The organism is Luteimonas sp. 3794 (genome assembly GCF_031456825.1).
Classification (GTDB): Bacteria; Pseudomonadota; Gammaproteobacteria; order Xanthomonadales; family Xanthomonadaceae; genus Luteimonas.
The window spans coordinates 247,965-269,972 of record NZ_JAVDVJ010000002.1 but is presented as its reverse complement, the minus strand read 5'-3'; the positions used below and the strand labels follow the sequence as shown (position 1 = coordinate 269,972).

The 22,008-nt window shown below is 68.1% G+C and carries 22 protein-coding genes; 18 read left to right on the top strand and 4 right to left on the bottom strand.

Annotated elements, in window-relative coordinates; genetic code table 11:
- Positions 1–18: 18 nt before the first annotated feature.
- The gene (locus J2X52_RS04855; RefSeq protein ID WP_310150271.1) at positions 19–1,740 is read left to right on the top strand and encodes an EAL domain-containing protein; all 1,722 of its coding nucleotides are present in this window, start codon (positions 19–21) and stop codon (positions 1,738–1,740) included.
- Here the strand turns inward: J2X52_RS04855 and J2X52_RS04850 are convergent, their stop codons facing one another.
- The 4 genes from J2X52_RS04850 to flgA all read right to left on the bottom strand — a co-directional run bounded on the left by J2X52_RS04850 (position 1,741) and on the right by flgA (position 4,391).
- Positions 1,741–2,949, bottom strand: coding sequence for an ATP-binding protein (locus J2X52_RS04850; RefSeq protein ID WP_310149527.1), 1,209 nt, complete (start codon positions 2,947–2,949; stop codon positions 1,741–1,743).
- A 71-nt stretch (positions 2,950–3,020) separates the two neighbouring features.
- Positions 3,021–3,356, bottom strand: coding sequence for a flagellar protein FlgN (locus J2X52_RS04845; RefSeq protein ID WP_310149524.1), 336 nt, complete (start codon positions 3,354–3,356; stop codon positions 3,021–3,023).
- Positions 3,356–3,670 carry a flagellar biosynthesis anti-sigma factor FlgM gene (gene flgM / locus J2X52_RS04840; RefSeq protein WP_310149522.1) on the bottom strand — a complete coding sequence of 105 codons (315 nt, stop codon included), beginning with the start codon at positions 3,668–3,670 and terminating at the stop codon, positions 3,356–3,358. The genes J2X52_RS04845 and flgM overlap by 1 nt, the downstream gene beginning before the upstream one ends.
- Before the next feature lie 91 nt (positions 3,671–3,761).
- Positions 3,762–4,391 carry a flagellar basal body P-ring formation chaperone FlgA gene (flgA, locus tag J2X52_RS04835; protein WP_310149519.1) on the bottom strand — a complete coding sequence of 210 codons (630 nt, stop codon included), beginning with the start codon at positions 4,389–4,391 and terminating at the stop codon, positions 3,762–3,764.
- Positions 4,392–4,593: 202 nt separating this feature from the next.
- Here flgA and J2X52_RS04830 point away from each other — a divergent pair, with 202 nt between their 5' ends.
- From J2X52_RS04830 to J2X52_RS04750, 17 genes are all read left to right on the top strand, one after another.
- Complete coding sequence (locus J2X52_RS04830) at positions 4,594–5,556, top strand: chemotaxis protein (RefSeq protein ID WP_310149516.1); 963 nt, start codon at positions 4,594–4,596, stop codon at positions 5,554–5,556.
- Positions 5,557–5,905: 349 nt separating this feature from the next.
- Entirely contained in the window at positions 5,906–6,310 is a 405-nt protein-coding gene (gene flgB / locus J2X52_RS04825) for a flagellar basal body rod protein FlgB (RefSeq protein ID WP_310149513.1), read from the top strand.
- Positions 6,311–6,313: 3 nt separating this feature from the next.
- Positions 6,314–6,721: a flagellar basal body rod protein FlgC gene (gene flgC / locus J2X52_RS04820; RefSeq protein ID WP_310149510.1), complete on the top strand. Its 408-nt coding sequence runs from the start codon at positions 6,314–6,316 to the stop codon at positions 6,719–6,721.
- 31 nt (positions 6,722–6,752) lie between these two features.
- The gene (locus J2X52_RS04815) at positions 6,753–7,421 is read left to right on the top strand and encodes a flagellar hook capping FlgD N-terminal domain-containing protein (RefSeq protein ID WP_310149507.1); all 669 of its coding nucleotides are present in this window, start codon (positions 6,753–6,755) and stop codon (positions 7,419–7,421) included.
- A gap of 47 nt (positions 7,422–7,468) precedes the next feature.
- Entirely contained in the window at positions 7,469–8,692 is a 1,224-nt protein-coding gene (flgE, locus tag J2X52_RS04810; RefSeq protein ID WP_310149505.1) for a flagellar hook protein FlgE, read from the top strand.
- A 109-nt stretch (positions 8,693–8,801) separates the two neighbouring features.
- On the top strand, positions 8,802–9,551 hold the full coding sequence (locus J2X52_RS04805; protein ID WP_310149502.1) for a flagellar basal body rod protein FlgF: 750 nt from the start codon (positions 8,802–8,804) through the stop codon (positions 9,549–9,551).
- 314 nt (positions 9,552–9,865) lie between these two features.
- Positions 9,866–10,651, top strand: a complete 786-nt coding sequence (gene flgG / locus J2X52_RS04800; RefSeq protein ID WP_310149500.1) for a flagellar basal-body rod protein FlgG — start codon at positions 9,866–9,868, stop codon at positions 10,649–10,651.
- An 8-nt stretch (positions 10,652–10,659) separates the two neighbouring features.
- Positions 10,660–11,358 carry a flagellar basal body L-ring protein FlgH gene (gene flgH, locus J2X52_RS04795; RefSeq protein WP_310149498.1) on the top strand — a complete coding sequence of 233 codons (699 nt, stop codon included), beginning with the start codon at positions 10,660–10,662 and terminating at the stop codon, positions 11,356–11,358.
- Between the two features lie 20 nt (positions 11,359–11,378).
- Complete coding sequence (locus tag J2X52_RS04790; protein WP_310149495.1) at positions 11,379–12,500, top strand: flagellar basal body P-ring protein FlgI; 1,122 nt, start codon at positions 11,379–11,381, stop codon at positions 12,498–12,500.
- Between the two features lies 1 nt (position 12,501).
- Complete coding sequence (gene flgJ, locus J2X52_RS04785; RefSeq protein ID WP_310149492.1) at positions 12,502–13,680, top strand: flagellar assembly peptidoglycan hydrolase FlgJ; 1,179 nt, start codon at positions 12,502–12,504, stop codon at positions 13,678–13,680.
- Positions 13,681–13,689: 9 nt separating this feature from the next.
- Positions 13,690–15,567 (top strand): flagellar hook-associated protein FlgK, encoded by a 1,878-nt coding sequence (gene flgK / locus J2X52_RS04780; RefSeq protein WP_310149489.1) that lies wholly within the window; start codon positions 13,690–13,692, stop codon positions 15,565–15,567.
- The gene (gene flgL / locus J2X52_RS04775) at positions 15,564–16,763 is read left to right on the top strand and encodes a flagellar hook-associated protein FlgL (RefSeq protein WP_310149486.1); all 1,200 of its coding nucleotides are present in this window, start codon (positions 15,564–15,566) and stop codon (positions 16,761–16,763) included. The genes flgK and flgL overlap by 4 nt, the downstream gene beginning before the upstream one ends.
- 727 nt (positions 16,764–17,490) lie before the next feature.
- Complete coding sequence (locus tag J2X52_RS04770; RefSeq protein ID WP_310150269.1) at positions 17,491–18,942, top strand: flagellin; 1,452 nt, start codon at positions 17,491–17,493, stop codon at positions 18,940–18,942.
- 216 nt (positions 18,943–19,158) lie between these two features.
- Positions 19,159–20,700, top strand: coding sequence for a flagellar filament capping protein FliD (fliD, locus tag J2X52_RS04765; protein ID WP_310149483.1), 1,542 nt, complete (start codon positions 19,159–19,161; stop codon positions 20,698–20,700).
- 15 nt (positions 20,701–20,715) lie between these two features.
- On the top strand, positions 20,716–21,132 hold the full coding sequence (gene fliS / locus J2X52_RS04760) for a flagellar export chaperone FliS (RefSeq protein ID WP_310149480.1): 417 nt from the start codon (positions 20,716–20,718) through the stop codon (positions 21,130–21,132).
- Positions 21,129–21,431, top strand: a complete 303-nt coding sequence (locus J2X52_RS04755; protein ID WP_310149477.1) for a hypothetical protein — start codon at positions 21,129–21,131, stop codon at positions 21,429–21,431. Before fliS ends, J2X52_RS04755 begins: the two co-directional genes overlap by 4 nt.
- Positions 21,428–22,000, top strand: coding sequence for a PilZ domain-containing protein (locus J2X52_RS04750; protein ID WP_310149474.1), 573 nt, complete (start codon positions 21,428–21,430; stop codon positions 21,998–22,000). The genes J2X52_RS04755 and J2X52_RS04750 overlap by 4 nt, the downstream gene beginning before the upstream one ends.
- The last annotated feature ends 8 nt before the right edge of the window (positions 22,001–22,008 follow it).

Genomic DNA, 22,008 nt, shown 5'->3' with positions numbered 1-22,008 from the left:
TAAACTCGGTCGATGCACATGTCCGTTCCTGATCCACCTTCCGCCCTGCCCCGTCTGGGCGCCGCCCATCCCGATCTGGTGGACATGGTCAGGGAGGCTGCGGGCAGTGGCGTGCCGCTGGTGCTGCTGCATATCGATATCGACCATTTCGCGTCGGTCAACCAGAACATGGGCATGGAGGTGGGCGACGCCGCGCTGGTCGCGGTCGGGCTGCGCCTCAACGAACGGCTGCAGGGCGAGGGCCGCGTCTGGCGCCATGGCAGCGACGAATTCGTGGCCGCCGTACCGCTGCACGCGGGCGGTGATGCCCAAGCCGCGCAGACGGTGGCCGAAGCGCTGATCGCCGAGATCGAGCGGCCGCTCGAGGTACTGCCCTACACGCTGTTCCTGGAGGCCAAGATCGGCGTGAGCCTGTGTCCGCAACACAGCGATGACCCCAACGAACTGCTGCATCTGGCGGAGACTGCGGTGCGCCGCGCTTCACATGCGGCCGACGAACCGGTGCAGTTGCATGCCACCGACATGCAGGACCGCGCCCACAGCGAAAGCGCGATCGCGCGGCAGATCGTCGACGCGCTGCTCAACGGCGAGTTCCGGCTGCGTTACCAGCCCAAGATCAGCGCCCGCGATGGCCGCGTGATCGGCATGGAAGCCCTGGTGCGCTGGCAGTCGCCGGTGCTGGGGCTGCTGCTGCCCGAGCGGTTCTTGCCCACGGCCGAGCGTATCGGCGTGATTCTGCAGATCGGCGACTGGATGCTCGATCGCGTCGTCGCCCAGGTCCGCACCTGGCGCGAACAGGGATTCGACGATTTCTTCGTCGGCATCAACGTGACCACGCAGCAACTGCTGCAGGCGGACTTCGTCGACCGGCTGCTCGGCCGGATGCAGCAGGCCGGCCTGCCGATGTCGTCTATCGTGCTGGAGCTCAACGAGCGCGTGCTGACCCACAACAGCACCGATGTGGTCTACCGCACGGTGTCAGCGCTGCGCCATGAGGGCATCTGCGTCACGCTCGACAACTTCGGCACCGGCGATGCCAGCCTGAGCGCGCTGGTGCGCTACCCGGCCGACATCCTCAAGATCGATCGCAGTTTCATCAGCGCCGCGCCGGCCGGCAGTCGCGAGACCGCGATTGTCCGTGCCCTGATCGCGATGGGCCACCAGCTGGGCATGAAGGTGATCGCCAACGGTGTGGAGACCGAAGCCCAGCTGGGCTTCCTGCGCCGCGCCGACTGCGATTATTTCCAGGGCTATCTGTTCGGCGAACCCACCAGCGCCGAGGTCGCCGGCCAGGCCCTGCGTCGACGCTACCTGCGCCCGGAACTGTTCACCGCCACCCAGTCCGACCGCACCCTGCTGCTGGTCGACGACGAGCAGAACGTGCTGCGCTCGCTGGTGCGCCTGTTCCGTCGCGATGGCTATCGCATCCTCGCCGCCGGCAACGTGCGCGACGCCTTCGGCCTGCTGGCCACCAACGATGTGCAGGTGATCCTGTCGGATCAGCGGATGTCGGAAATGGACGGCACCGAGTTTCTCGGCCGGGTGAAGATGCTGTATCCGGATACGATCCGCCTGGTGTTGTCGGGCTATACGGACCTGGCCACCGTCACCGATGCGATCAACCGCGGCGCCATCTACCGGTTTCTGACCAAGCCGTGGGACGACAACAAGCTGCGCGAGCACATCCGCCAGGCGTTTCGCACCTACGACAGCCAGCGGGGGCGCGAAAACTCGCCCTGATCAGGGCGCCACGTCCACGTGCGGCTGGCGCACCGGCAGGATCACCCGGAACCGGCTACCGGACTGCGGCGTGCTCTCCACTTCGATCCGCCCATGGTGCTTGGCGACGATGCCATAGGAAATCGACAGTCCCAGGCCGGTGCCCTTGCCGACCGGCTTGGTGGTGAAGAAGGGATCGAAGATCCGCTGCAGCATCTCGGGTGCGATGCCGCTGCCGGTGTCGCCAATCTCCACCCACACCTGGCCGGCCTCATGCCCGGTACGCACGCTGATCACGCCTTCGCCGTCGATCGCCTGGCCGGCATTCATCAGCAGATTCATGAAGACCTGGTTCAACTCCGACTGCAGGCATTCGACCATCGGCAGCGTGCCGTAGTCCTTCTGCAGCGTGGCCTTGTAACGCAATTCGTTCCAGACGATGTTGATCGTCGAATCCAGCCCCGCATGAAGGTCGGCCAGCCGCCAGGCATGCTCGCGGTCGGAGCGCGAGAAGTCGCGCAGATCGCGCACGATGGCGGTCACACGCTCGATGCCCTGGCGCGATTCGGTCAGCAGCTGCGGCAGATCGCGGCTGATGAAGTCCACGTCGAGACGCTCGCGCGTGTCGTCGATCTCAGAGCGCATCGCGTGCGGGTCGTGGGCGCGCATCGCGCGCTCGTAGACATCGATCAGTGCGAACAGGTTGCCGACGTATTCCTGCAGGCTGCCGAGATTGGAGTGGACATAGCCGATCGGGTTGTTGATCTCGTGCGCGACGCCGGCAGCGAGCTGGCCGATCGACGCGAGTTTCTCCGATTGCAGCAGTTGCTCCTGGGCGGCGTTGAAGCGGACATTGAGCTCTTCGTGGCGCAACTGCAGCGCCTGCTCGTCGTCGCTGCGCACGCGCACGCCATCCTTGAGCAGCAGCAGGAATCGGCCGGCATCGGGGCCCAGCCAGTACAGGCGCGCGTCCAGCATTCGGCCGGGCAGGAACGGGACGACGCCGTGCCAATCGGGGTGCGCGCGCGCGTCCGCGATCGCCTGCACCGGAATCATCTGATCGAGCTGCCCGCGCATTTCCGTCCAGACCGGATGCAGGCGAATCAGGGCATCGGCGGCGGGATTGGCGTAAATCAGCCGGCCGTCGGCCTCGTGCAGGAGCACGCCTTCTTCGAGGCGGGTCAGAACCTTGTCGGCCAATGGTGCGGGCAGCGGTGAGGGCGGTTGCACGGCGGGCAGGATCCGGAGACATGGAACCTGGAGTCTAAGCCCGGCACCGCCGGGCGTGTCCGCCGAGTCGCTCAGGCGACAGCCAGCTCGCGTGGCCGGCGGGTGGATTCGCTGCGACCACTTGAGTCGTAGGCCGGTGCGCTTTCCACACGACCGAGATGACGCAGGGCCCAGTTGACCTCGCGCCGACGCCGGGCCAGCAGCGCGCCGTTGGCGCGGTTGAGTTCGGCCAGCTCGGCCAGCGGACCGGACAGTTCACCGCTGGGGAAGGCCTCGAGCTCACGCAGTGCGACGATCTTGGCGCGCGTCGAGCGCATCAGCGCTTCGACGTCGTGGCCGATCAGGGCCTCACGTTCTTCGGTGAGCGCGCTCGCGAGGCGCTCCAGACTGGCCTGCGGGTCGGACATCAGCCGGCCAGCCGGGCGTCCAGATCGAGCATGCGCGAGGCGATGGCCTCGGCGTCGACCTTGTAGCTGCCTGACGCGATCGACTCGCGAAGGGCCTGGACGCGCGCTTCGTCGAACGCGGGCTTGGTAGCGAGGTCACGCTGCAGCGCCTGCAGGCCGGTGGCCTCGCCGGTCAGCCGCAGGCTGTCGGCCGGCGACGCAGCCTCGACCGGCTTGTCACGCGATTCGCCAGCCCGGCTGACCTGGCCGGTACCCACCGCACCGACAGCGCGGTTGCTGACGGGGGCGGCAGTTCCTTCGATCCTGTTGCTCATATCGGAGCTCCTGACACGCGGGTCTTGTTGGGGGACATGACCGGTATCGGCCAGTTTGCGGGAAGCTTGAGGGGCGTTTTCATCGAGCGGTTCACAGGCCGACCCGCACGTCGCCGGCCTCGTTCACCGTGCCCTGCACCACCCGGCGCGAGCTCAGGTTCTCGACGCTGACACGTTCCCGTACGCCTGCGTCAGCCAGCGCACGCCCCGCCATGCGGACCTCGATCCCGCCCTGTTGCGACACCAGGGCGATGGTATCGCCTCTGCGGACCAGACGCGGCGTCACCAGGTCGTTGGCGGTCAATACATTGCCGGCCACCAGGGTGCGCCGTGCGTTGCGGCCGATGGCCTCGGAAGGGTCGGCGATCGCAGCGCCCGCAATGCGGCTGGCATCGCGCTGCTGTGCGATGAAGGTATCGGCCGTGATCGGCTCGCCTGCAGCCACGCTGCGCGACAGCACCAGGACGGTCTGGTGGCGACGCACGCGCAGGGGCACGAACAGGCGCCAGCCCTCGGGGCATGCAACTTCAACCGTGGCTGCGCCGGACCGTCGCGCCTGCAGGTCCTGCGCGCAGCGCGGCATGCGCAGCGCGGGATCCAGGGTGACCTCGGCGTCTTCGCCGGCCTCCGCCGTGGAGAGGGCTGCGGCGCGGATGGCGTCGACAGGGTGGAAGCCGCTGGCGGCCGCACTGGCGGCGGCCATCCCGAGCAACGCGCCCATGACGGTGCGTCTGACAACGAGGTGCCAGTGCGGAAGCGAACGCGGGGACGGGAGCATGGAGACGGTCCGGGAACGGGTTGCCGTCTGCGATGCAAGTCCCGTGCCGGGTCCGCCTGGCGCCGGGCCTGCGACCTGCGGGTTCGCAGGTCGGCAATCCAACGGGCCCACTCAAGTGATCGAGACCGGTGCCGATACCGGGACCATGTCGCACGATCTGCTCGACCGCATCGATCAACGTACCCGCCTCGCCGGTCACAACCGGCTGGCGCTCCTACTGTTCCGTCTGGGTGGGCGCCAGGTTTTTGGCGTCAACGTGTTCAAGGTGCAGGAAGTCCTGCGCCGGCCCAAGCTGTTCCAGGTGCCGGGACTGCCGGCGCAATTCGCCGGGGTCGCCGACGTGCGCGGACGCAGCGTGCCGGTACTCGACCTGGGCTTGGCCATCGGCCATCCCGAACGCGGCATCGACGACCTGCCCGGCTACCTGGTGGTCACCGAGTTCAACCGGTCGGTCCAGGGCTTTCTGGTCAGCGAGGTCGAGCGGATCGTCAATATCGCGGTGGAGGACATCCTGCCGCCGCCCGATCTCGGCGCCGACGGCGGTTATCTGACGGCCGTGACGCGCTACCAGGGCGAGCTGATCCAGGTCATCGACGTCGAAAGCGTGCTGGCAGACATCTCCCAGGCCCGCATGGACGCCGATCTGTCGTCCGAATACGCCCTGCCCGAAGGCGCACCACCGATGCAGGTGCTGGTGGTCGACGACTCGCGCGTGGCCCGTCAGCAGATCCGCAGCGTGCTCGACCAGTTGGGCGTCGGCGTGACCCTGCTCTCGGATGGCCGTCAGGCGCTGGACCATCTGCTGCAACTGCACGCAGCCGGCGAGACACCGTCGCAGCGCTACGCCATGGTGGTGTCGGACATCGAGATGCCCGCAATGGATGGCTATACCCTGACGACGGAAATCCGTCGGCATCCGGGGCTGGCGGACCTGTACGTGCTGTTGCATACCTCCCTGTCGGGCGTGTTCAACACCTCCATGGTGAAGAGCGTCGGCGCCGATGCGTTCGTCGCCAAGTACAGCCCCCATGATCTGGCCGACGAGGTGCTCAAGCGCCTGAACGAGGTGGCAGAAGCCGCCGGCGGGCGTCTGGTGGCCAACGCCTGATCCAGCCCGGTCCCGTCAAGGGACCGGCAGGTGGCGCACCCGCTGCGCGGCCGCACTCGACCGCAGCTCGCCAGGCCAATCCGGCGCGCTGGCCCACCGCCCGCAGGCAATCCGCCGAGCGTTCCATAGAACGCCAATAATCCGGAACCGGCGCTCGGGGCCGGGCGCCCGCGCCGCCCGTCTATCGCCTTCACGGCGCCGCAAGCCACGCCAGTCTCCAGCACCGCGTATGCCCGGCATGCGGATTGCACACCGGCTCCCGCACCGCCGTAGACGCGGCCGCCCGCGTCACCACGGCTTCTGGCACGCCGCTTGCAGCAGTCCCGGCACAGGTTTGCCGGAGGCGCCGATGTCCAATCCGATCTCGTCCTATCTCGGGCTGCAGGCCGACGCATTGCCGTTGCGCGAGCAGCGCATGAAGCTGATCGCCAGCAATCTGGCGAATGCCGACACGCCCGGATACCAGGCCCGTGACCTCGACTTCAATGCCGCCCTGGCCAACGCCGCGCGGGTTCGCGAGGCCGGTGCAGCGCCGCCGCGCGAGCAGGGCAAACAGATTCCGCTGACAGGCTTCGACTCGCTGCAGCCCTTCGAAATCTCCCGCGTCGCCACCCAGGCCAGCCTGGACGGCAACACCGTCGATCCGGACGCCGAGCGGGCCGCCTACGGCCGCGCTGCGCTCGAGTACCGCGCGTCCCTGAGCTTCCTCGAGTCGCGGGTCCGCACTCTTCTGACCGCCATCACGGGACAGTAAGCCATGAGCAATCTGCCGATCTTCGACGTCGCCGGCTCCGCGCTGCAGGCCCAGTCCATACGATTGAGCACGCTGGCCAGCAACCTGGCCAATGCGGATTCGGTCGCCGGCTCGCCGGACCAGGTGTACCGGCCGCTGGAGCCCGTGTTCCGGGCCACGGCCCATGCCAGCGATCCGGCACTGACCAGTGTGCAGGTGGCCGGCATCGTCGAGCGCGACACACCGCCCCTCCAGCGCTACGAGCCCGGCCATCCGCTGGCCGACGAGCAGGGTTACGTCTACGCGCCCGATATCGACCCGGTCTCGCAGATGGTCAACATGATTTCCGCCTCGCGCAATTACCAGGCCGGCGTGGAGATGCTCAACACCGCCAAGGAACTGGCGATGGCCACCCTGAGCATGGGCCGTTGAGCCCGCCGCCCCGCCACCCGAGCACCCACCGATGAGCACGATCGCCAACGACATCACCAGCAGCCTCGGGCTGACCGGTGCGCCCAGAGCCGCCGACAAGAAGGCCGAATCGCTCGGCCAGGCGGATTTCCTGCGCCTGATGACCGAACAGCTCAAGCACCAAGACCCGCTCAAGCCGATGGAGAACAGCGCGTTCCTGGGCCAGCTGGCCCAGTTCTCCACCGTGCAGGGCATCCAGGGCCTCAACGCCACCGTCAACGGCTTCGCCGGGTCGATGGCGACCGACCAGTTGCTGCGCGGCGCGACGATGGTCGGGCGCGATGTCCTGCTGCCGTCGTCGCGGGTGGCCCTGCCGGCCGAGGGCGATACCACCGGCATCGTCGCCGCGCCCTCCTCCGGCATGGTCACCTTCGAGATCACCGACGCCAACGGGCTGCCGGTGCGCCAGTTCACGGTACCCGCGAAGGCAGCCGGTGAGGTGGCGTTCGCCTGGGACGGCAAGAACGCAGCCGGCGAGCGTTTGCCCGCCGGCCCCTACGGCATCACCGCCAAGCACGTCACCGAGACCGGCACGAGCAGCAACCTCGGCACCTACGTGCGCGGCAAGGTGGAAAGCGTCTCGGTGGGGTCCGATGGCCTGTACCTCGATCTGGAAGGCCTCGGTACCGCCCCGCTCAGCCACGTCCTGCGGGTCGGCTGACCCCCCTCTTCTCTCCATTCCCTGCGCACGACCTCACGGAGTCCGCCATGAGCTTCAACACCTCGCTGTCCGGCATCAACGCGGCCAACGCCAATCTCAACGTCACCGCCAACAACATCGCCAACGTCAACACGACCGGCTTCAAGGAGTCGCGCGCGGAGTTTGCCGACCTGTTCTCCAACAGCTCCTACGGCCTGGCGCGCAATGCGATCGGCTCGGGCGTGAAGCTCAGCAACGTGGCCCAGCAGTTCTCGCAGGGCAACATCGACCCCACCGGGCGCAGCCTGGACATGGCCGTCGACGGCGAAGGCTTCTTCACGCTCAACAAGAACGGCGCGCGCGTGTTCAGCCGCGCCGGCAATTTCCAGACCGATGCACAGGGCTTCGTCGGCACGCCCGACGGCGCACGCCTGCAGGTCTACCAGCCGCGCCCCAATGGCGACGGTTTCGATGTGGGCCGCGTCGGTGACCTGCAACTGCTGACCACCGACAGCCCGCCGCGGCCCAGCAGCCGGGTCAACCTGATGTTCACCCTGCCCGGCAATGCGCAGCCGCCGACCATGGCGACCTTCGATCCGAGCGAGCCCAACAGTTACAGCCATTCGACCGGCGGCATCACCGTGTTCGATTCGCTCGGCGTGGGCCACGTGCAGACCTCCTACCTGGTCAAGACCGCCAATCCCAACGAATGGCAGGTGCACAACTACGTCGACGGCGCCAGCGTCGGCGCGCCCACCACCCTGCAGTTCTCCGACAGCGGCGCCCTGCTCACGCCGGCGAACGGCCGCATCACGCTCGACCCGTTCACCCCCGCCAATGGCGCCGGCGTGCTGAACCTGGACCTCGATCTGGGCGGCTCCACCCAGTACGGCGAACGCTTCCAGCTGCGTGATACCCGTCAGGACGGCTACGCCGCCGGCAAGCTCAACGAGATCAGCATTTCGGCCGAGGGCGTGGTGTTCGCGCGCTACTCCAACGGCGCCGATGCCGCGCTGGGCCAGATCGCGCTGACCACCTTCGTCAACCCGCAGGGCCTGCAGCCGCAGGGCAACAATGTCTGGGCCGAGACCTACAGCTCGGGCGCCGGCCGCACCGGCGCGCCCGACAGCTCGGACTTCGGCCAGATCCAGTCCGGCGCGCTGGAATCGTCGACGGTCGACCTGACCGAGCAACTGGTCAACATGATCGTCGCGCAGCGTAACTTCCAGGCCAACGCGCAGATGATCTCGACCCAGGACCAGGTCACGCAGACGGTCATCAACATCCGTTGATGACTGCGGTATTCGGGATTGGGGCGTCGGGATTCGGACTCGCATCTCGCCTCCCCGCGCCTGATCCCGTTCTTTCCAATCCCGAATCCCCAATCCCGAATCCCCGCCCATGGACAAAGCCCTCTACGTCGCGATGACCGGCGCCCGCGCCACGCTGCAGGCGCAGGGCACGGTGTCGCACAACCTCGCCAACGCCGACACCGCCGGCTTCAAGGCGGCGCTGGCCAATACCGAGGCCTATCGCATTCCGGGCGGCACCCATGCTTCGCGCATCGACGCGGTGCACATCGACCAGGGCTTCAACAGCCGCGTCGGCGCACAACGGGTGACCGGCAATCCGCTCGATGTCTCGATGCGACCGGACCGCTGGCTGGCCGTGCAGTCGCCCGATGGCGGCGAGGCCTACACCCGCGCCGGAAACCTGTCGCTGACGCCCAACGGCCAGCTCGTGACCGGCGGCGGCCATCCACTGGTCGACGAGAACGGCCAACCCTTCGCCCTGCCCCCGCACCAGGCGCTCGACATCGGCCACGACGGCACGGTGTCGATCATCCCGCAGGGGGAAGGCCCCCAGACGATGGCGGTCATCGGCCGCCTGCGGACCGTCGAGGCCGCGCCCGATCGGCTCACGCGCGGGCTCGATGGCCTGATGCGCAATACCGATCCGCAGCAGCCCTTCGCCCAGGCACCCGGCGAAGTCATGACCACCGGCACGCTGGAAGCCAGCAATGTCGACGCGGCCGGTGCCCTGGTGCAGATGATTCAGCTGCAGCGCCAGTTCGAGATGCAGGTCAAGCTGATCAGCCGCGGCGACGAGAACGCCCAGTCGGCAAACAGCCTGCTGCGTCTGGGCGGCTGATTGGCGCGCTTCGCGCGCGTGGGAGTTGGGATTCTGGCTTGGCAAAGGCGGCACTTTGCTGGCGCCGGTGATCCGGCCGGGTGTTCGTGCCCCGGAGTTGCGAATTGCCAACGCCCTCGCCTCGAGTCGGGAACACACCTAACTCTTGCGTCCTGATACGCGAACGGCGGGCGCTGCGCCCTGCCGGATGACACTCGCGGCCGCGCCGCTTGTCCGAATCACGAACCCTCAATCACCAATCCCGGCGCCACTGGCACAGCGATTGCATCTCCCATCACGACGGCGCCACGTGCGCCCGCACTGAGGAATGACCGATGAACCAGGCGCTGTGGGTAGCGAAGACCGGACTGGATGCGCAGCAGACGCGCATGTCGGTCGTGTCCAACAATCTCGCCAACACCAATACCACCGGCTTCAAGCGCGACCGCGCGAACTTCGAGGACCTGCTCTATCAGCAGGTGCGCCAACCGGGTGGCGCGAGTTCCGCGCAGACCCAGCTGCCGACCGGCCTGCAACTGGGCACCGGCGTGCGCGTGGTGTCCACGTCCAAGGATTTCCAGCAGGGCAATCCGCAGCAGACCGGCCGGGCGCTCGACGTCATGGTCAACGGCCGCGGCTTCTTCGAAGTGCTGATGCCCGACGGCACCTCGGCCTATACCCGCGACGGCAGCTTCCAGATCAATGCCCAGGGCGAGCTGGTGACGAGCAGCGGCTTCCCGGTGCAGCCCGGCATCCAGATCCCCGAGGGCGCGCAGGCCGTGACCATCGGCAAGGACGGCACGGTCAGCGTGCAGGTCGCCGGCGAAGCGCAGGGGCTGGAGGTCGGCGCGCTCACGGTCACCGACTTCATCAACCCGGCGGGCCTGCAGGCCCGCGGCGAGAACCTCTACCTCGAGACCACCGCCTCCGGCCCGGCCCAGAACGGCACGCCCGGCCTCAACGGCCTCGGCATGCTCGAGCAGGGCGCGCTGGAAGGCAGCAACGTCAACGTGGTCGAGGAACTGGTGAGCATGATCGAAACCCAGCGCGCCTACGAAATGAACGCCAAGGCGATCTCGACGACCGACTCGATGCTCGGCTACCTCAATAACAACGTCTGAGCACCGCGATGAACCGTGCCGTCCACACCCTCCGTCTCGTCGCCCTTGCGGCCGTGCCCGCCCTCCTGGGCGGTTGCGTCGCCGCCGGTGATGTCCGTCCCTACCCTGCAATGGCGCCGATCCAGCCGGTCGTCGCCTTGCCCGCGCAGGCCTCGCCGGGCGCCATCTACCAGGGCGGTGGCAGCAGCGGCATGTCGCTGTTCGCCGATCGGCGCGCGCGCGATGTCGGCGATCTGCTGACCATCCAGTTGGTCGAGAACACCACCGCACAGACCAATGCCAGCACCCAGATGGGCAAGGAAAGCAGCATCGACATCGGCGCGCCGCGCGTGTTCGGCGCGCCGGTCACGATCGGCGGCCGCGATGTGCTCAGTGCATCGGCTGCCGGCAGCCGCGACTTCGACGCCAGCGGCCGCAGCGCCCAGAGCAACCGCCTGCAGGGCAACGTGACCGTGACCGTGGTCCAGCGGCTGCCCAACGGCAACCTGGTGGTCGAGGGCAGCAAGCAGATCCGCCTCAACCAGGGCAACGAGCTGGTCCAGGTGCAGGGCATCGTGCGCCCGGCCGACATCGGCCCCGACAACACCGTGATGTCGAGCCGTGTGGGCGACGCCCGCATCGTCTACGGCGGCCGCGGCGCGATTGCGCAAACCAACGCGATGGGCTGGCTCGGCCGGTTCTTCCATTCGCGCCTGAACCCCTATTGAGTCTCCACCGGACCGTGACCATGCGCCGTATCTCCCTGTTCCGCCTGCTGCCGACCGCTGTGCTGGCCGTCGCCGTCCTGGCCCTGCCCGTGCATGCGCAGGAGCGCATCAAGGACCTCGCGTCCGTCGGCGGCGTGCGCGGCAACGCGCTGGTCGGCTATGGATTGGTTGTGGGTCTCGACGGCAGCGGTGACCGCACCAGCCAGGCGCCCTTCACGGTGCAGAGCCTGCGCAACATGCTCAACGAACTGGGCGTGACCGTGCCGGCCAACGTCAATCCGCAGGTCAAGAACGTGGCGGCCGTGGCGATCCATGCCGAACTGCCGCCGTTCGCAAAGCCCGGCCAGACCATCGACATCACCGTTTCGTCGATCGCCAATGCGGTCTCGCTGCGCGGTGGCACCTTGCTGATGGCACCGCTCAAGGGCGCCGACGGCCAGGTCTATGCGGTGGCCCAGGGCAGCCTGGTGGTCGGCGGTTTCGGCGCCCAGGGCCGTGACGGCTCGCGGGTTTCGGTCAACGTGCCCAGCGTCGGCCGGATTCCCAACGGGGCGATGGTCGAGCGCGAGGTCCCCGGCGGTTTCGGCGACAGCGGTGAGCTGACCCTCAATCTCAACCGCGCCGATTTCAGCACGATTTCCAGCATGGTCAGCGCGCTGGACGCCCGCTTCGGCCCGGGCACGGCGCGCGCCGTCGACGGTGTCACGGTGTCCGTGCGCGCGCCCTTTGATCCGGGTGCACGCATCGGTTTCCTGGCCCAGGTGGAGAACGTCCAGATCTCGCCCGGCACTGCGCCGGCCAAGGTCATCGTCAATTCGCGGACCGGCACCGTGGTCATGGGCGCGCAGGTCCGGGTGATGCCTGCGGCGATCGCCCACGGCTCGCTCAGCGTGACCATCACCGAAAACCTCGATGTGAGCCAGCCCGATGCCTTCGGCCGCGGCAGCAGCGTGGTGACACCGCGTTCGGAGATCTCGGTCGACGAGGGCGGCAGCCGGATGTTCAAGTTCGCCGGCGGCTCGTCGCTGGACGAGATCGTACGCGCGGTCAACGCCGTGGGCGCGGCGCCGGGCGACCTGATCGCGATCCTCGAAGCGCTCAAGCAGGCCGGTGCGCTGCGCGCGGAGCTCGAGGTCATCTGACATGCGCATCGCCGCCGCCCCCATCGAGCTCAATCCCGTCCAGCGACCCGATGCCGCGCGCATCGACAAGGCCGCGCGCGAGTTCGAAGGCGTGTTCGCGCAGATGTTGATCAAGAGCATGCGCGACGCCAGCTTCGGCGATGCCCTGTTTCCAGGCGAGAACCAGCTCTACCGCGAGATGTACGACCAGCGCCTGGCGAAGTCGATGACCGATGGCGAAGGCCTCGGCCTGGCCAAGGTGATCGCACGCCAGTTGGGCGGCGACACCTCCGGGCCTGCGCTCGATCCGCGCCTGACGCCGCCGACAGCGCCGACGTCGGGCCTCGACCTGGGCGGTGGGGGCATGAGCGCCCTGCCCGAGGCGCTCGGCGCGCAGACGCTGGATCTGATCGCCGGCCGGCCGATGACCGAAGCCGCGTCCGCGTCCTCCGACGCGCGTTCGCCGATGGATGGCTTCATCGAAGGCCTGATGGCGCGCGCACGGCCGCTGGCCGATGCCGCAACCGGTGTCGCCCGCACCGCGGTGGCAGCCGCCACGCAGGCGCCCGCAGCGCTGGAGCAGGCCGCGCGCGCGGCCGCGGACACGTTCGCGCCGCGTTCGCCCGAACGCTTCGTCGCGTCGATCTGGTCGCATGCCCAGGCCGCGGCGCGCGAGCTCGGTGTCGATGCCAAGGCGCTGGTGGCCCAGGCCGCGCTCGAGACCGGCTGGGGACGCCGCACCATCGCCCGCAGCGACGGCAGCACCGCCAACAACCTGTTCGGCATCAAGGCCACCGGCTGGAAAGGCGACCGTGCCACCGTCAACACTCACGAATACACCAACGGGGTGCGCCACACCGAGCGTGCCGACTTCCGCGCCTACGCTTCGCCCGCCGAGAGCTTCGCCGACTATGTGCGCCTGCTGAAGCAGAACCCACGCTACCGCCAGGCGCTGGAATCGGGCGGCGACGTCCGCCGCTTCGCCAGCGCGCTGCAGCAGGCCGGTTATGCCACCGACCCACGCTATGCCGACAAGCTCAGCGCGATCGCCAACGGCCCGACGATGGACCGGGCGCTGTCCACGATCTCCCAGTTCGCACGCGCCGGCAGCCGCGCAACGCCGCCCACCGCGGCGCCGACTGCCGTCAACACCATCGCCGAGGCCGCCGAGCGCGCGGCCCAGGCCCTTCTGCGTCGCTGAGTCCCGTCCATGGCCAACATCCTCTCCACCGGCACCAGCGCCCTGCTCGCCTTCCAGCGGGCGCTGTCGACGGTCAGCCACAACGTCGCCAACATCAACACGCCCGGCTACAGCCGGCAGCAGGTCGATTTCGAGGCACGCTCGCCGCAGTTCATCGGCGCGGGCTATGTGGGGCGCGGCACCCAGATCACCGATGTCCGGCGCGTCGCTGACGAGCTCGCCAACGCCCGGGTCATCGACAGCGGCGGCGAACTGGCGCGCCTGCAACAGCTCTCGTCGATGTCCGGCCGCATCGACAGCCTGATGTCCGAGTCGACCACCGGCGTCGCCGGCCTGTGGTCGAACTTCTTCGATTCCGTCAGCGCACTCTCTTCCAACGCTTCGGCGCCCGCCGAGCGCCAGAACATGCTGGGCCAGGCCAACGCGCTGACTACACGGTTCCAGCAGCTCCAGGGCCAGTTCGACCAGCTGTCGAAGGAGGTCGACAGCGGCCTGGCCGCCAGCGCCGGCGAGGTCAACCGCCTCGCCAGCGAAATCGCCGCACTCAACGGCCGCATCGGCAGCGCGCAGACCGCAGCACCGGACATGCTCGACCGCCGCGACCAAATGATCCGCGATCTCGTCGCGCTGACCGGCGGTACCGCCGTGCAGCAGGACGGCGGCGCGATGAATGTGTTCTCGGCCGGTGGCCAGGCGCTGGTGGTCGGTGTGCAGGCTTCTCAGCTGACCGTGATACCGGATTCCTACCGCCCGGAACGCCAGCAGCTGGCGCTGCAGACCCAGGGCCAGACGATCCGCCTCGACGAGCGCGTGATGGGCGGGCGGATCGGCGGCCTGCTCGAATTCCGCAGCCAGGTGCTGGACCAGACCCAGGCTGAACTGGGCCGGATCGCGCTCGCCCTCGGCACCACCTTCAATGCCGGGCACTCCGCAGGTGTGGACCAGTACGGCGACATGGGTGGGGCGTTCTTCAATATCCCGGCGCCTGTGGCCACTGGCCACGCAGCCAACGGTGGCACGGCCCGATTCTCGGCCAGCGTCGCCGATATCGCCGCAGTCGACGGCCGCAATCTCGTGCTGCAGTTCCAGGGCGGCACATGGTCGGCGACCGATGCGCTGACGGGTGCGGCGAAAACGGTGACCGGATCCGGCGCGCCGGGCGATCCGCTGCGTGTGGGCGGCATTGCGCTGTCCATCGACGGCACTGCCCAGGACGGCGACCGCTTCCTGCTGCAGCCCACTGCGCAGGCCGCGCGCGGGCTGGCAGTGGCGATCACCGATCCGGGCCGCATCGCCGCGGCCGCGCCGGTCCAGGTGCAGGCCACGCTGGGCAATCTGGGCAGCGCAAAACCCAGTGCCGTGCGCATCGTCGACGCCGCGAATCCCGCACTGCGCACACCCTCGACAATCGAGTTCCTGGACGCCAACCAGTATCTGATCGATGGCGACGGCCCCTACCCCTATACGCCCGGCGACACGGTCAGCGCCAACGGCTGGTCGTTCGTGCTCGACGGCATTCCGTCGGCCGGCGACACCTTCACCATGGCAGCCACTGCGCCGGGCTCGAGCAACAACGGCAATGCGGCCCTGCTGGCGGGTGTCGACGACCGGGCAGCGCTCAACGGCGGTTCGCTCAGCCTCAACGGGGCGATCTCCGGCCTGACCACCGCGGTGGGCTCGGCGGCGCGTCACGCCAGCTATGCCGCCCAGGCCCAGGCCACGCTGCACGAGCAGGCGACCACGGCGCGCGAGAGCATCTCGGGCGTCAATCTCGACGAAGAGGCGGCCAACATGCTCCGACTGCAGCAGGCCTACCAGGCCGCGGCGCAGATCATCTCGACTGCCGACACCCTGTTCCAGTCCCTGCTCGGAGCCGTCCGCCGATGACCCGTATCTCAACCGGCATGCTGTACACGCAGTCGATCTCGACGCTGCAGTCCAAGCAGGCGTCGCTGGCGCGTATCCAGAACGAGCTGACCACCAGCAAGAAGGTGCTGACGGCCAAGGACGACCCGGTCGGCGCTGGCGCTGCCGTCGGGCTGGACCGATCGAAGGCCGAGCTGAAGCGCTTCGGCGAGAACGCGAACGCAGTCGGCCACCGGCTGGGCATGCAGGAAGCGGCGCTCACCCAGGCCGGCGGCATCATGGGCCGCATCACCGAACTGACGGTCCGCGCCAACAGCGCCTCGCTGTCCGACGGCGACCGCGAGGCGATCGCCACCGAGGTCACCAGCCTGCGCGCCAGCCTGCTGGATGTCGCCAACAGTCCCGACGGCGCCGGACGCTATCTGTTCGGCGGCACCCAGGACGGGTCGCCGCCGTTCGCGAAGGTCGCCGGCGGTGTCGCCTATGCAGGCGACCAGACCCGTCGCCAGGTCGAGATTGCGCCGCAGATGTTCGTGGCCGACACCATGCCCGGCAGCGAGGTCTTCCTGCGCGTACGCACCGGCGATGGCCGGATCGATGTCGCAGCCGGCGCGACCAATACCGGCACGGGCCAGGTGGGCAGCTTCGGACTGACCGACTCGGGCCAGTGGAACGGCGGCACCTACAGCATCAGCTTCGGCGCCGACGGTGCGTACGAGGTGAGCGATGCGGGCGGCAACGTCCTGGCCAGTGGCGTGCATGCCACGGGCGAGGCGATCACCGTCGCCGGCGCGCGCGTGGTCATCGGCGGCGTGCCTGCGGACGGCGATACGTTCTCGCTCGGACCATCGGCCACGCGCGACGTGTTCGCGACGATCGACAACCTGCTCGGCGCACTGAAGATGGCACCGACCACCGATGCACAACGTGCCGCGCAGCAGAATGCACTGCAGGGCGCGATGCGCGACATCGCCACCGCGCAGGAACACATGATCGACGTGCGTGCCAATGGCGGCGCGCAACTCGCCGCGCTCGACAACGCGGCCGCGCTGCGCGACGCGCATACGCTCACCCTCGATACCACGCTGTCGGGCATCCGCGATCTCGACTACGCCGAAGCGATCAGTCGCTTCAATCTCGAAAAGGTCGCGCTCGAAGCGGCCCAGCTGAGCTTCGTGCAGATGCAGCGCCTGTCGCTGTTCGACCTGCTGCGCTGATCGACCGTCATCGAAAGACGGTCCGCCGCAGCACACCTGCGACTGTAGGAACGCGCTCGCGCGCGAGGACGCTTCACCGGCCAGGCCACATCGCGCGCGAGCGCGCCTACAGGGCGTGGCCCATATTCCGTTGAGTTTCGCGCTGATCCTGCGCTTTCGCTGCCTGATCTGCCGCGCTAATCGACCGTCATCAAAAGACGGTCCGCTCCCGCCGCACATGCGCCTGTAGGAGCGCGCTTGCGCGCGAAGACGCTTTACCGGCAAGGCCACATCGCGCGCGAGCGCGCTCCTACAGGGCATGGTCCACGTTCCGCAGAGTTTCGCGCTGATGCAGCGTGCGTCGCTGCTGATCTTCCCGGCTGATCGACCGTCATCCAGAGTCCGTCCGCCCTGACGCACATGCGCCTGTAGGAGCGCGCTCGCGCGCGAAGACGCTTTACCGGCAAGGCCACATCGCGCGCGAGCGCGCTCCTACGGGACGCCGCCGCCCTTGCGGCCCATTGCGCGACGCCGCCAGCACGCCGTTGCTAAACCCGCGCGATGTCCTGCCGTTAATGCAAGCAGTCCGGAAACGGGCTGCGGATCGCCGGCACTACAGCACTAAAGCTTGACGACGAGACGCCGTTATTGGTTACAGCAGAGGACAGGGCCGAACACCGGCAACTCCCTGCGGAGCCACCGGCCAGGCCCTGTTCCCGCGCCGGATTCCCCATACCAGGAGACCTGCATCATGTCCGTCATCAACACCAACACCATCTCGCTCAACGCCCAGCGCAACCTGGCCACCAACTCGGCCAGTCTGTCGACCACGATCCAGCGCCTGTCGTCGGGCCAGCGCATCAACAGCGCCAAGGACGACGCCGCCGGCCTCGCCATCTCCGAGCGCTTCACCACCCAGATCCGCGGCATGAACCAGGCCGCTCGCAACGCCAACGACGGCATCTCGCTGGCACAGACCGCCGAAGGCGCACTGGGCGAGATCGGCAACAACCTGCAGCGTATCCGCGAGCTGGCCGTCCAGTCGCGCAACGCCACCAACTCCGGCACCGACCGCGCCGCGCTGCAGGCAGAAGTCGTGCAGCTGAAGGAAGAGATCGGCCGCGTTGCCCGTGATACCGACTTCAACGGCACCAAGCTGCTCGACGGCTCCTTCACCGACCAGGCCTTCCAGGTCGGCGCGAACCAGGGACAGACGATCTCGATCAGCGGCATCGCCAACGCCAGCCTGGGTTCGCTGGGCGAGTGGACGAGCCTGGCGACGCCGGGCTCCGTCACCGGTACTGCACCGACGGGCACGGTCACTGGCGGTACGCCGAGTCCGGGTACCGCGACCCTCACACTGAGCAACCCCGAAGACGCAGTCTCGTTCTCGATCAACGGTGGCGCCAACATCGACATCGCGGCGGCCCCGGGCCGTTCGGCGGCAGATTTCGCCGCAGCGGTTCAGACCGCGATCACTGGTGCCAACATCGCTGACCTCACCGCGACCGTCGATGGCGACAATGTCGCGCTGAGCAATGCCGGCGCCGCCCCAGTCGCGATCACCGGCGGTCTGACCGCCACCGTCGCTGCGCAGACCAGCACCGGCGGTACCACAACCTTCGGTGCGCTCGGCACGGGTGCCCTCACCATCAATGGCACTGAGATCACTGTCGGTGCGGCCACGAGCGCATCGCAGCGCACCTCGGACCTGATGGCGGCGATCAACAGCGCAGGCATCACCGGCGTAACCGCCTCTCTGGAGAACGGCGCACTGGTGGTGAGTTCGACCGGTGGCAACGTGACGGTGGGTGGCACGGCAACAGCGGCTGACACCGGCCTGGCCGCGGGCGCGAGCACCAACTATGCGGCTGGCCAGGCCTCGACCGGCTTCGCCAATCTGGACATCTCGACCATTGACGGCGCCGACAACGCGATCCTGGCAATGGACGGCGCGCTGAGCGCGGTCAACTCGGCTCGCGCGGACCTGGGTGCGATCCAGAACCGCTTCAGCTCGGTCGTGGCGAACCTGCAGACCTCGTCAGAGAACCTGACCGCATCGCGCAGCCGCATCATGGACACCGACTTCGCCAAGGAAACCGCCGAGCTGTCGCGCTCGCAGGTCCTGCAGCAGGCCGGTACCGCAATGCTGGCCCAGGCCAACCAGCTGCCGCAGAGCGTGCTCAGCCTGCTGCGCTGAGTCCTGGCGACACTGGCGGCGAGACCGGTTCCGGCCTCGCCCGCTTCAAAAACCTCCGGCATTCGCCGGAGGTTTTTTTTTGGGTCCTCGCCGATTGCGTCTGCTTCGAGCCCCTGGCTTGGATCAACGGCCATTGGCGTCCGAGCGCGCTCGCGCGCGATGTGGGTTACCAGGACAGCGTTATCGCGCGCGAGCGCGCTCCTACGGAAGCTGTGTTTGCGTGCATTGCCGAGTCCGACATGGCATGCAGGCACACATCTTGCAGCCCTCAAGAAGATCGGCATTGTGCCGTTACACCATGTGGCCGCCGCGCGCGGCCCGTCCGGGCGGTTCCCGGCGAGGAGATGGACCATGGCGGACTATTCATTCGGTTACGGCGGCATCGGCTCCGGTCTCGACATCAGCGGGATCGTGAACCAACTGGTCGCGGCCGACCGTGCGCCGCAGAACGCTCGACTCAACACCCTGGAATCGACCACCAAGTTCAAGCTTTCGGGGCTGGGCACTGTCACTTCGGCCTTCAACACCTTGAAGACCTCGCTCGACAGCCTGCAGAAGGTGGATGCCCTGGGCGCGCGGAGCGTGAGCTCGACGATGCTCTCGCTTGCTTCGGGCGCCACCTCCACGGGGACGGCCGACCCGGTCCTCACACCGTCAGCCGGCCGCAACACCCCGGTAGGGAGTTACGAGGTCGAGGTCCAGGCGCTGGCCACCGCGCACAAGATGCTCGGCAGCGGTACCGAGATCGGCAGCAAATTCGAAGCAGGCATGTTGCGCGTCGCCATCGGCAGCGAGTCGGTGGACGTCGAGGTCAAGGCCGGTGCGTCGCTTGCAGATATCCGCAGCGCCATCAACGAGGCCGCAGGCAAGCACGGTGTACAGGCCGCACTGCTGACCTCCGACGCAGGCCATCACCTTTCGATCGGTAGTGCGAAGACAGGCGCTGCGAACGCGATCCGTATCGAAATCGTTGAAGGCGGCAGTGATCTTCGCGCACTCGTCGACGGGCTGACCGAACAGTCCCCTGGGGCCGACGCGCGGGTATCCATCGACGGACTGGTCACCACATCGGCCAGCAATACCATCACTGAAGCAGTGCCGGGCATGACTTTGGCGCTCAAGCAGACCGGCACCAGCCGGGTCGAGGTCAAGTCCGATCCATCGGGCAGCCGGGCTGCGGTCGATGGATTCGTGCGTGCTTACAACGCTGCGCTCAAGGCCATCGGCAGCGCGACCTCTTACAACGCCGAGACCAAGACCCCGTCTTCGCTAACCGGCGACGCGCAGATGCGTGGCGCCGCCTCGCAGCTGCGCAGCGTGATGAACGATCTGCTGGGTGGACTTGCCGCCCAGGGCCTGGATGCGAAGACGCTCGGGCTGCAGACGCAGGGGTTTCCGAATCCCGACGGCACCCTGGTCTTGGACTCGGCCAAGTTCAACGAAGCAATGGCAGCCAACCCGGCAAGCGTCGTGGCCGCCTTCACTGGCGAGTCCGGCTTGGCCGCCAAGCTCAATGAGGTCGTCAAGACGTATGTGGGCACCGATGGCGCGATCACCCTGCGCACCAAGGGTCTGAACGATCAGCTAAAGGACGTCGGTCGCCGACGCGAGGCGCTCGACGCGCGTATGGAGGCGGCCGCCAAACGCTACCGCACCCAATTCGTCGCCCTCGACTCGCTGATGTCGCAGATGACCACCACCAGCAGCGCATTGGCGCAGCAACTGACCAACCTGTCAGCCCAGAACCAACAGAGATAAGCGCGGAGACCCGACATGATGCAGCGCCACTATGCCCAGCAGTACCGCCAGAGCCAGCTCGAGGGCGCGGTGATGGATGCCGATCCGCACAAGCTCGTGGCGCTGCTGCTCTCGGGCGCCTGCGAGCGGATCCGCCTGGCCGAGATCTGCCTCGAACGCGGCGAGCCCGCGCGCAAGGGCAAGGCGATCGGCGAGGCGTGCTCGATCGTCGGTCACCTCAATGGCTCGCTCGACCACGAGGCCGGCGGTGAGATCGCGGCCAATCTGTCGTCGCTCTACGACTACGTGCTGCGGCGCCTGACGGAAGCCAACCTGCACAACGATCCGGCGGCGCTGCGCGAGTGCCTGGAGCTGCTGGGCGAGATCGATTCGGCGTGGACCGCGATCCGGCCTGCCGGCGAGCCGGCGCTCACGGTCGGAGCGAGCGCGTGACAGAGGCCAGCCAGGCCGCGCTGGAATCCGAACTTGCCGCGATCGGCGCCGCGGTCGAGTCAGGAGACGTCGAGGATGCGGCCGAGCGCATGGCCCGCTACGACACGGCCTTGCGTGGCTATATCGAGACCACCACGCCCCATGCGCCTGTCGAGGTCCTGCGCGAGCTGCTGCGGATGCAGAACGCCGTGCTGCTGCAGATGCGCGAGCGGCAGGCCTCGATCGGTGAGATCCTGCGCCAGAGCCAACGCCAGGCAACGGCAGCCAACGCCTATTCCGCCGCGGAGAGCGCCCTGTGACCAGCGACCTGCATCCGATCGAGGATCCCGCCGACGCCCTGCTCTTCGGCGACACGCTGGACTGCTCGCTGACGTTGCCGGTGCAGGTGGTCGCGTCAACTGCGAGCGGACGGCAGGCGCAGGCCGTGACCCTGCTTCACGGACTCGCCCAGATCGAGGATCTGCGCAAGGACGAAGGCGTGAACGAGGAACACGGCGACCTGCCGCTGCTCGCGCAGCGCATGGACGCCAAGCTGGATCTCATCCTGGCCCTGGTGGGCCGCCTGGCGGCGCGCGCGGACGGCCTGCCGGAGTGCGCCCTGCGGTGGTCGGCGGCCGGCGTGCGCGTGGACCTGGACGATGCCCCGGCGCTCACGCCGGGCGCGCCCGCCCTGGTGCGTCTGCAGCCTGCGGAATGGCTGCCCGATCACCTCGAACTGCCGGCGCGGGTGATCGCGCGCAAGCAGCTCGACAGCCGCGTGCGGCTCTGGTTGGGCTTCGTCGACCTGCGCGGCGACCTGGTCGAAGCCCTCGACCGCCACCTCTTCCGCCTGCACCGCCGCGCCGTCGCCGAGCAGCGTCGACGCTGAGGATCGGC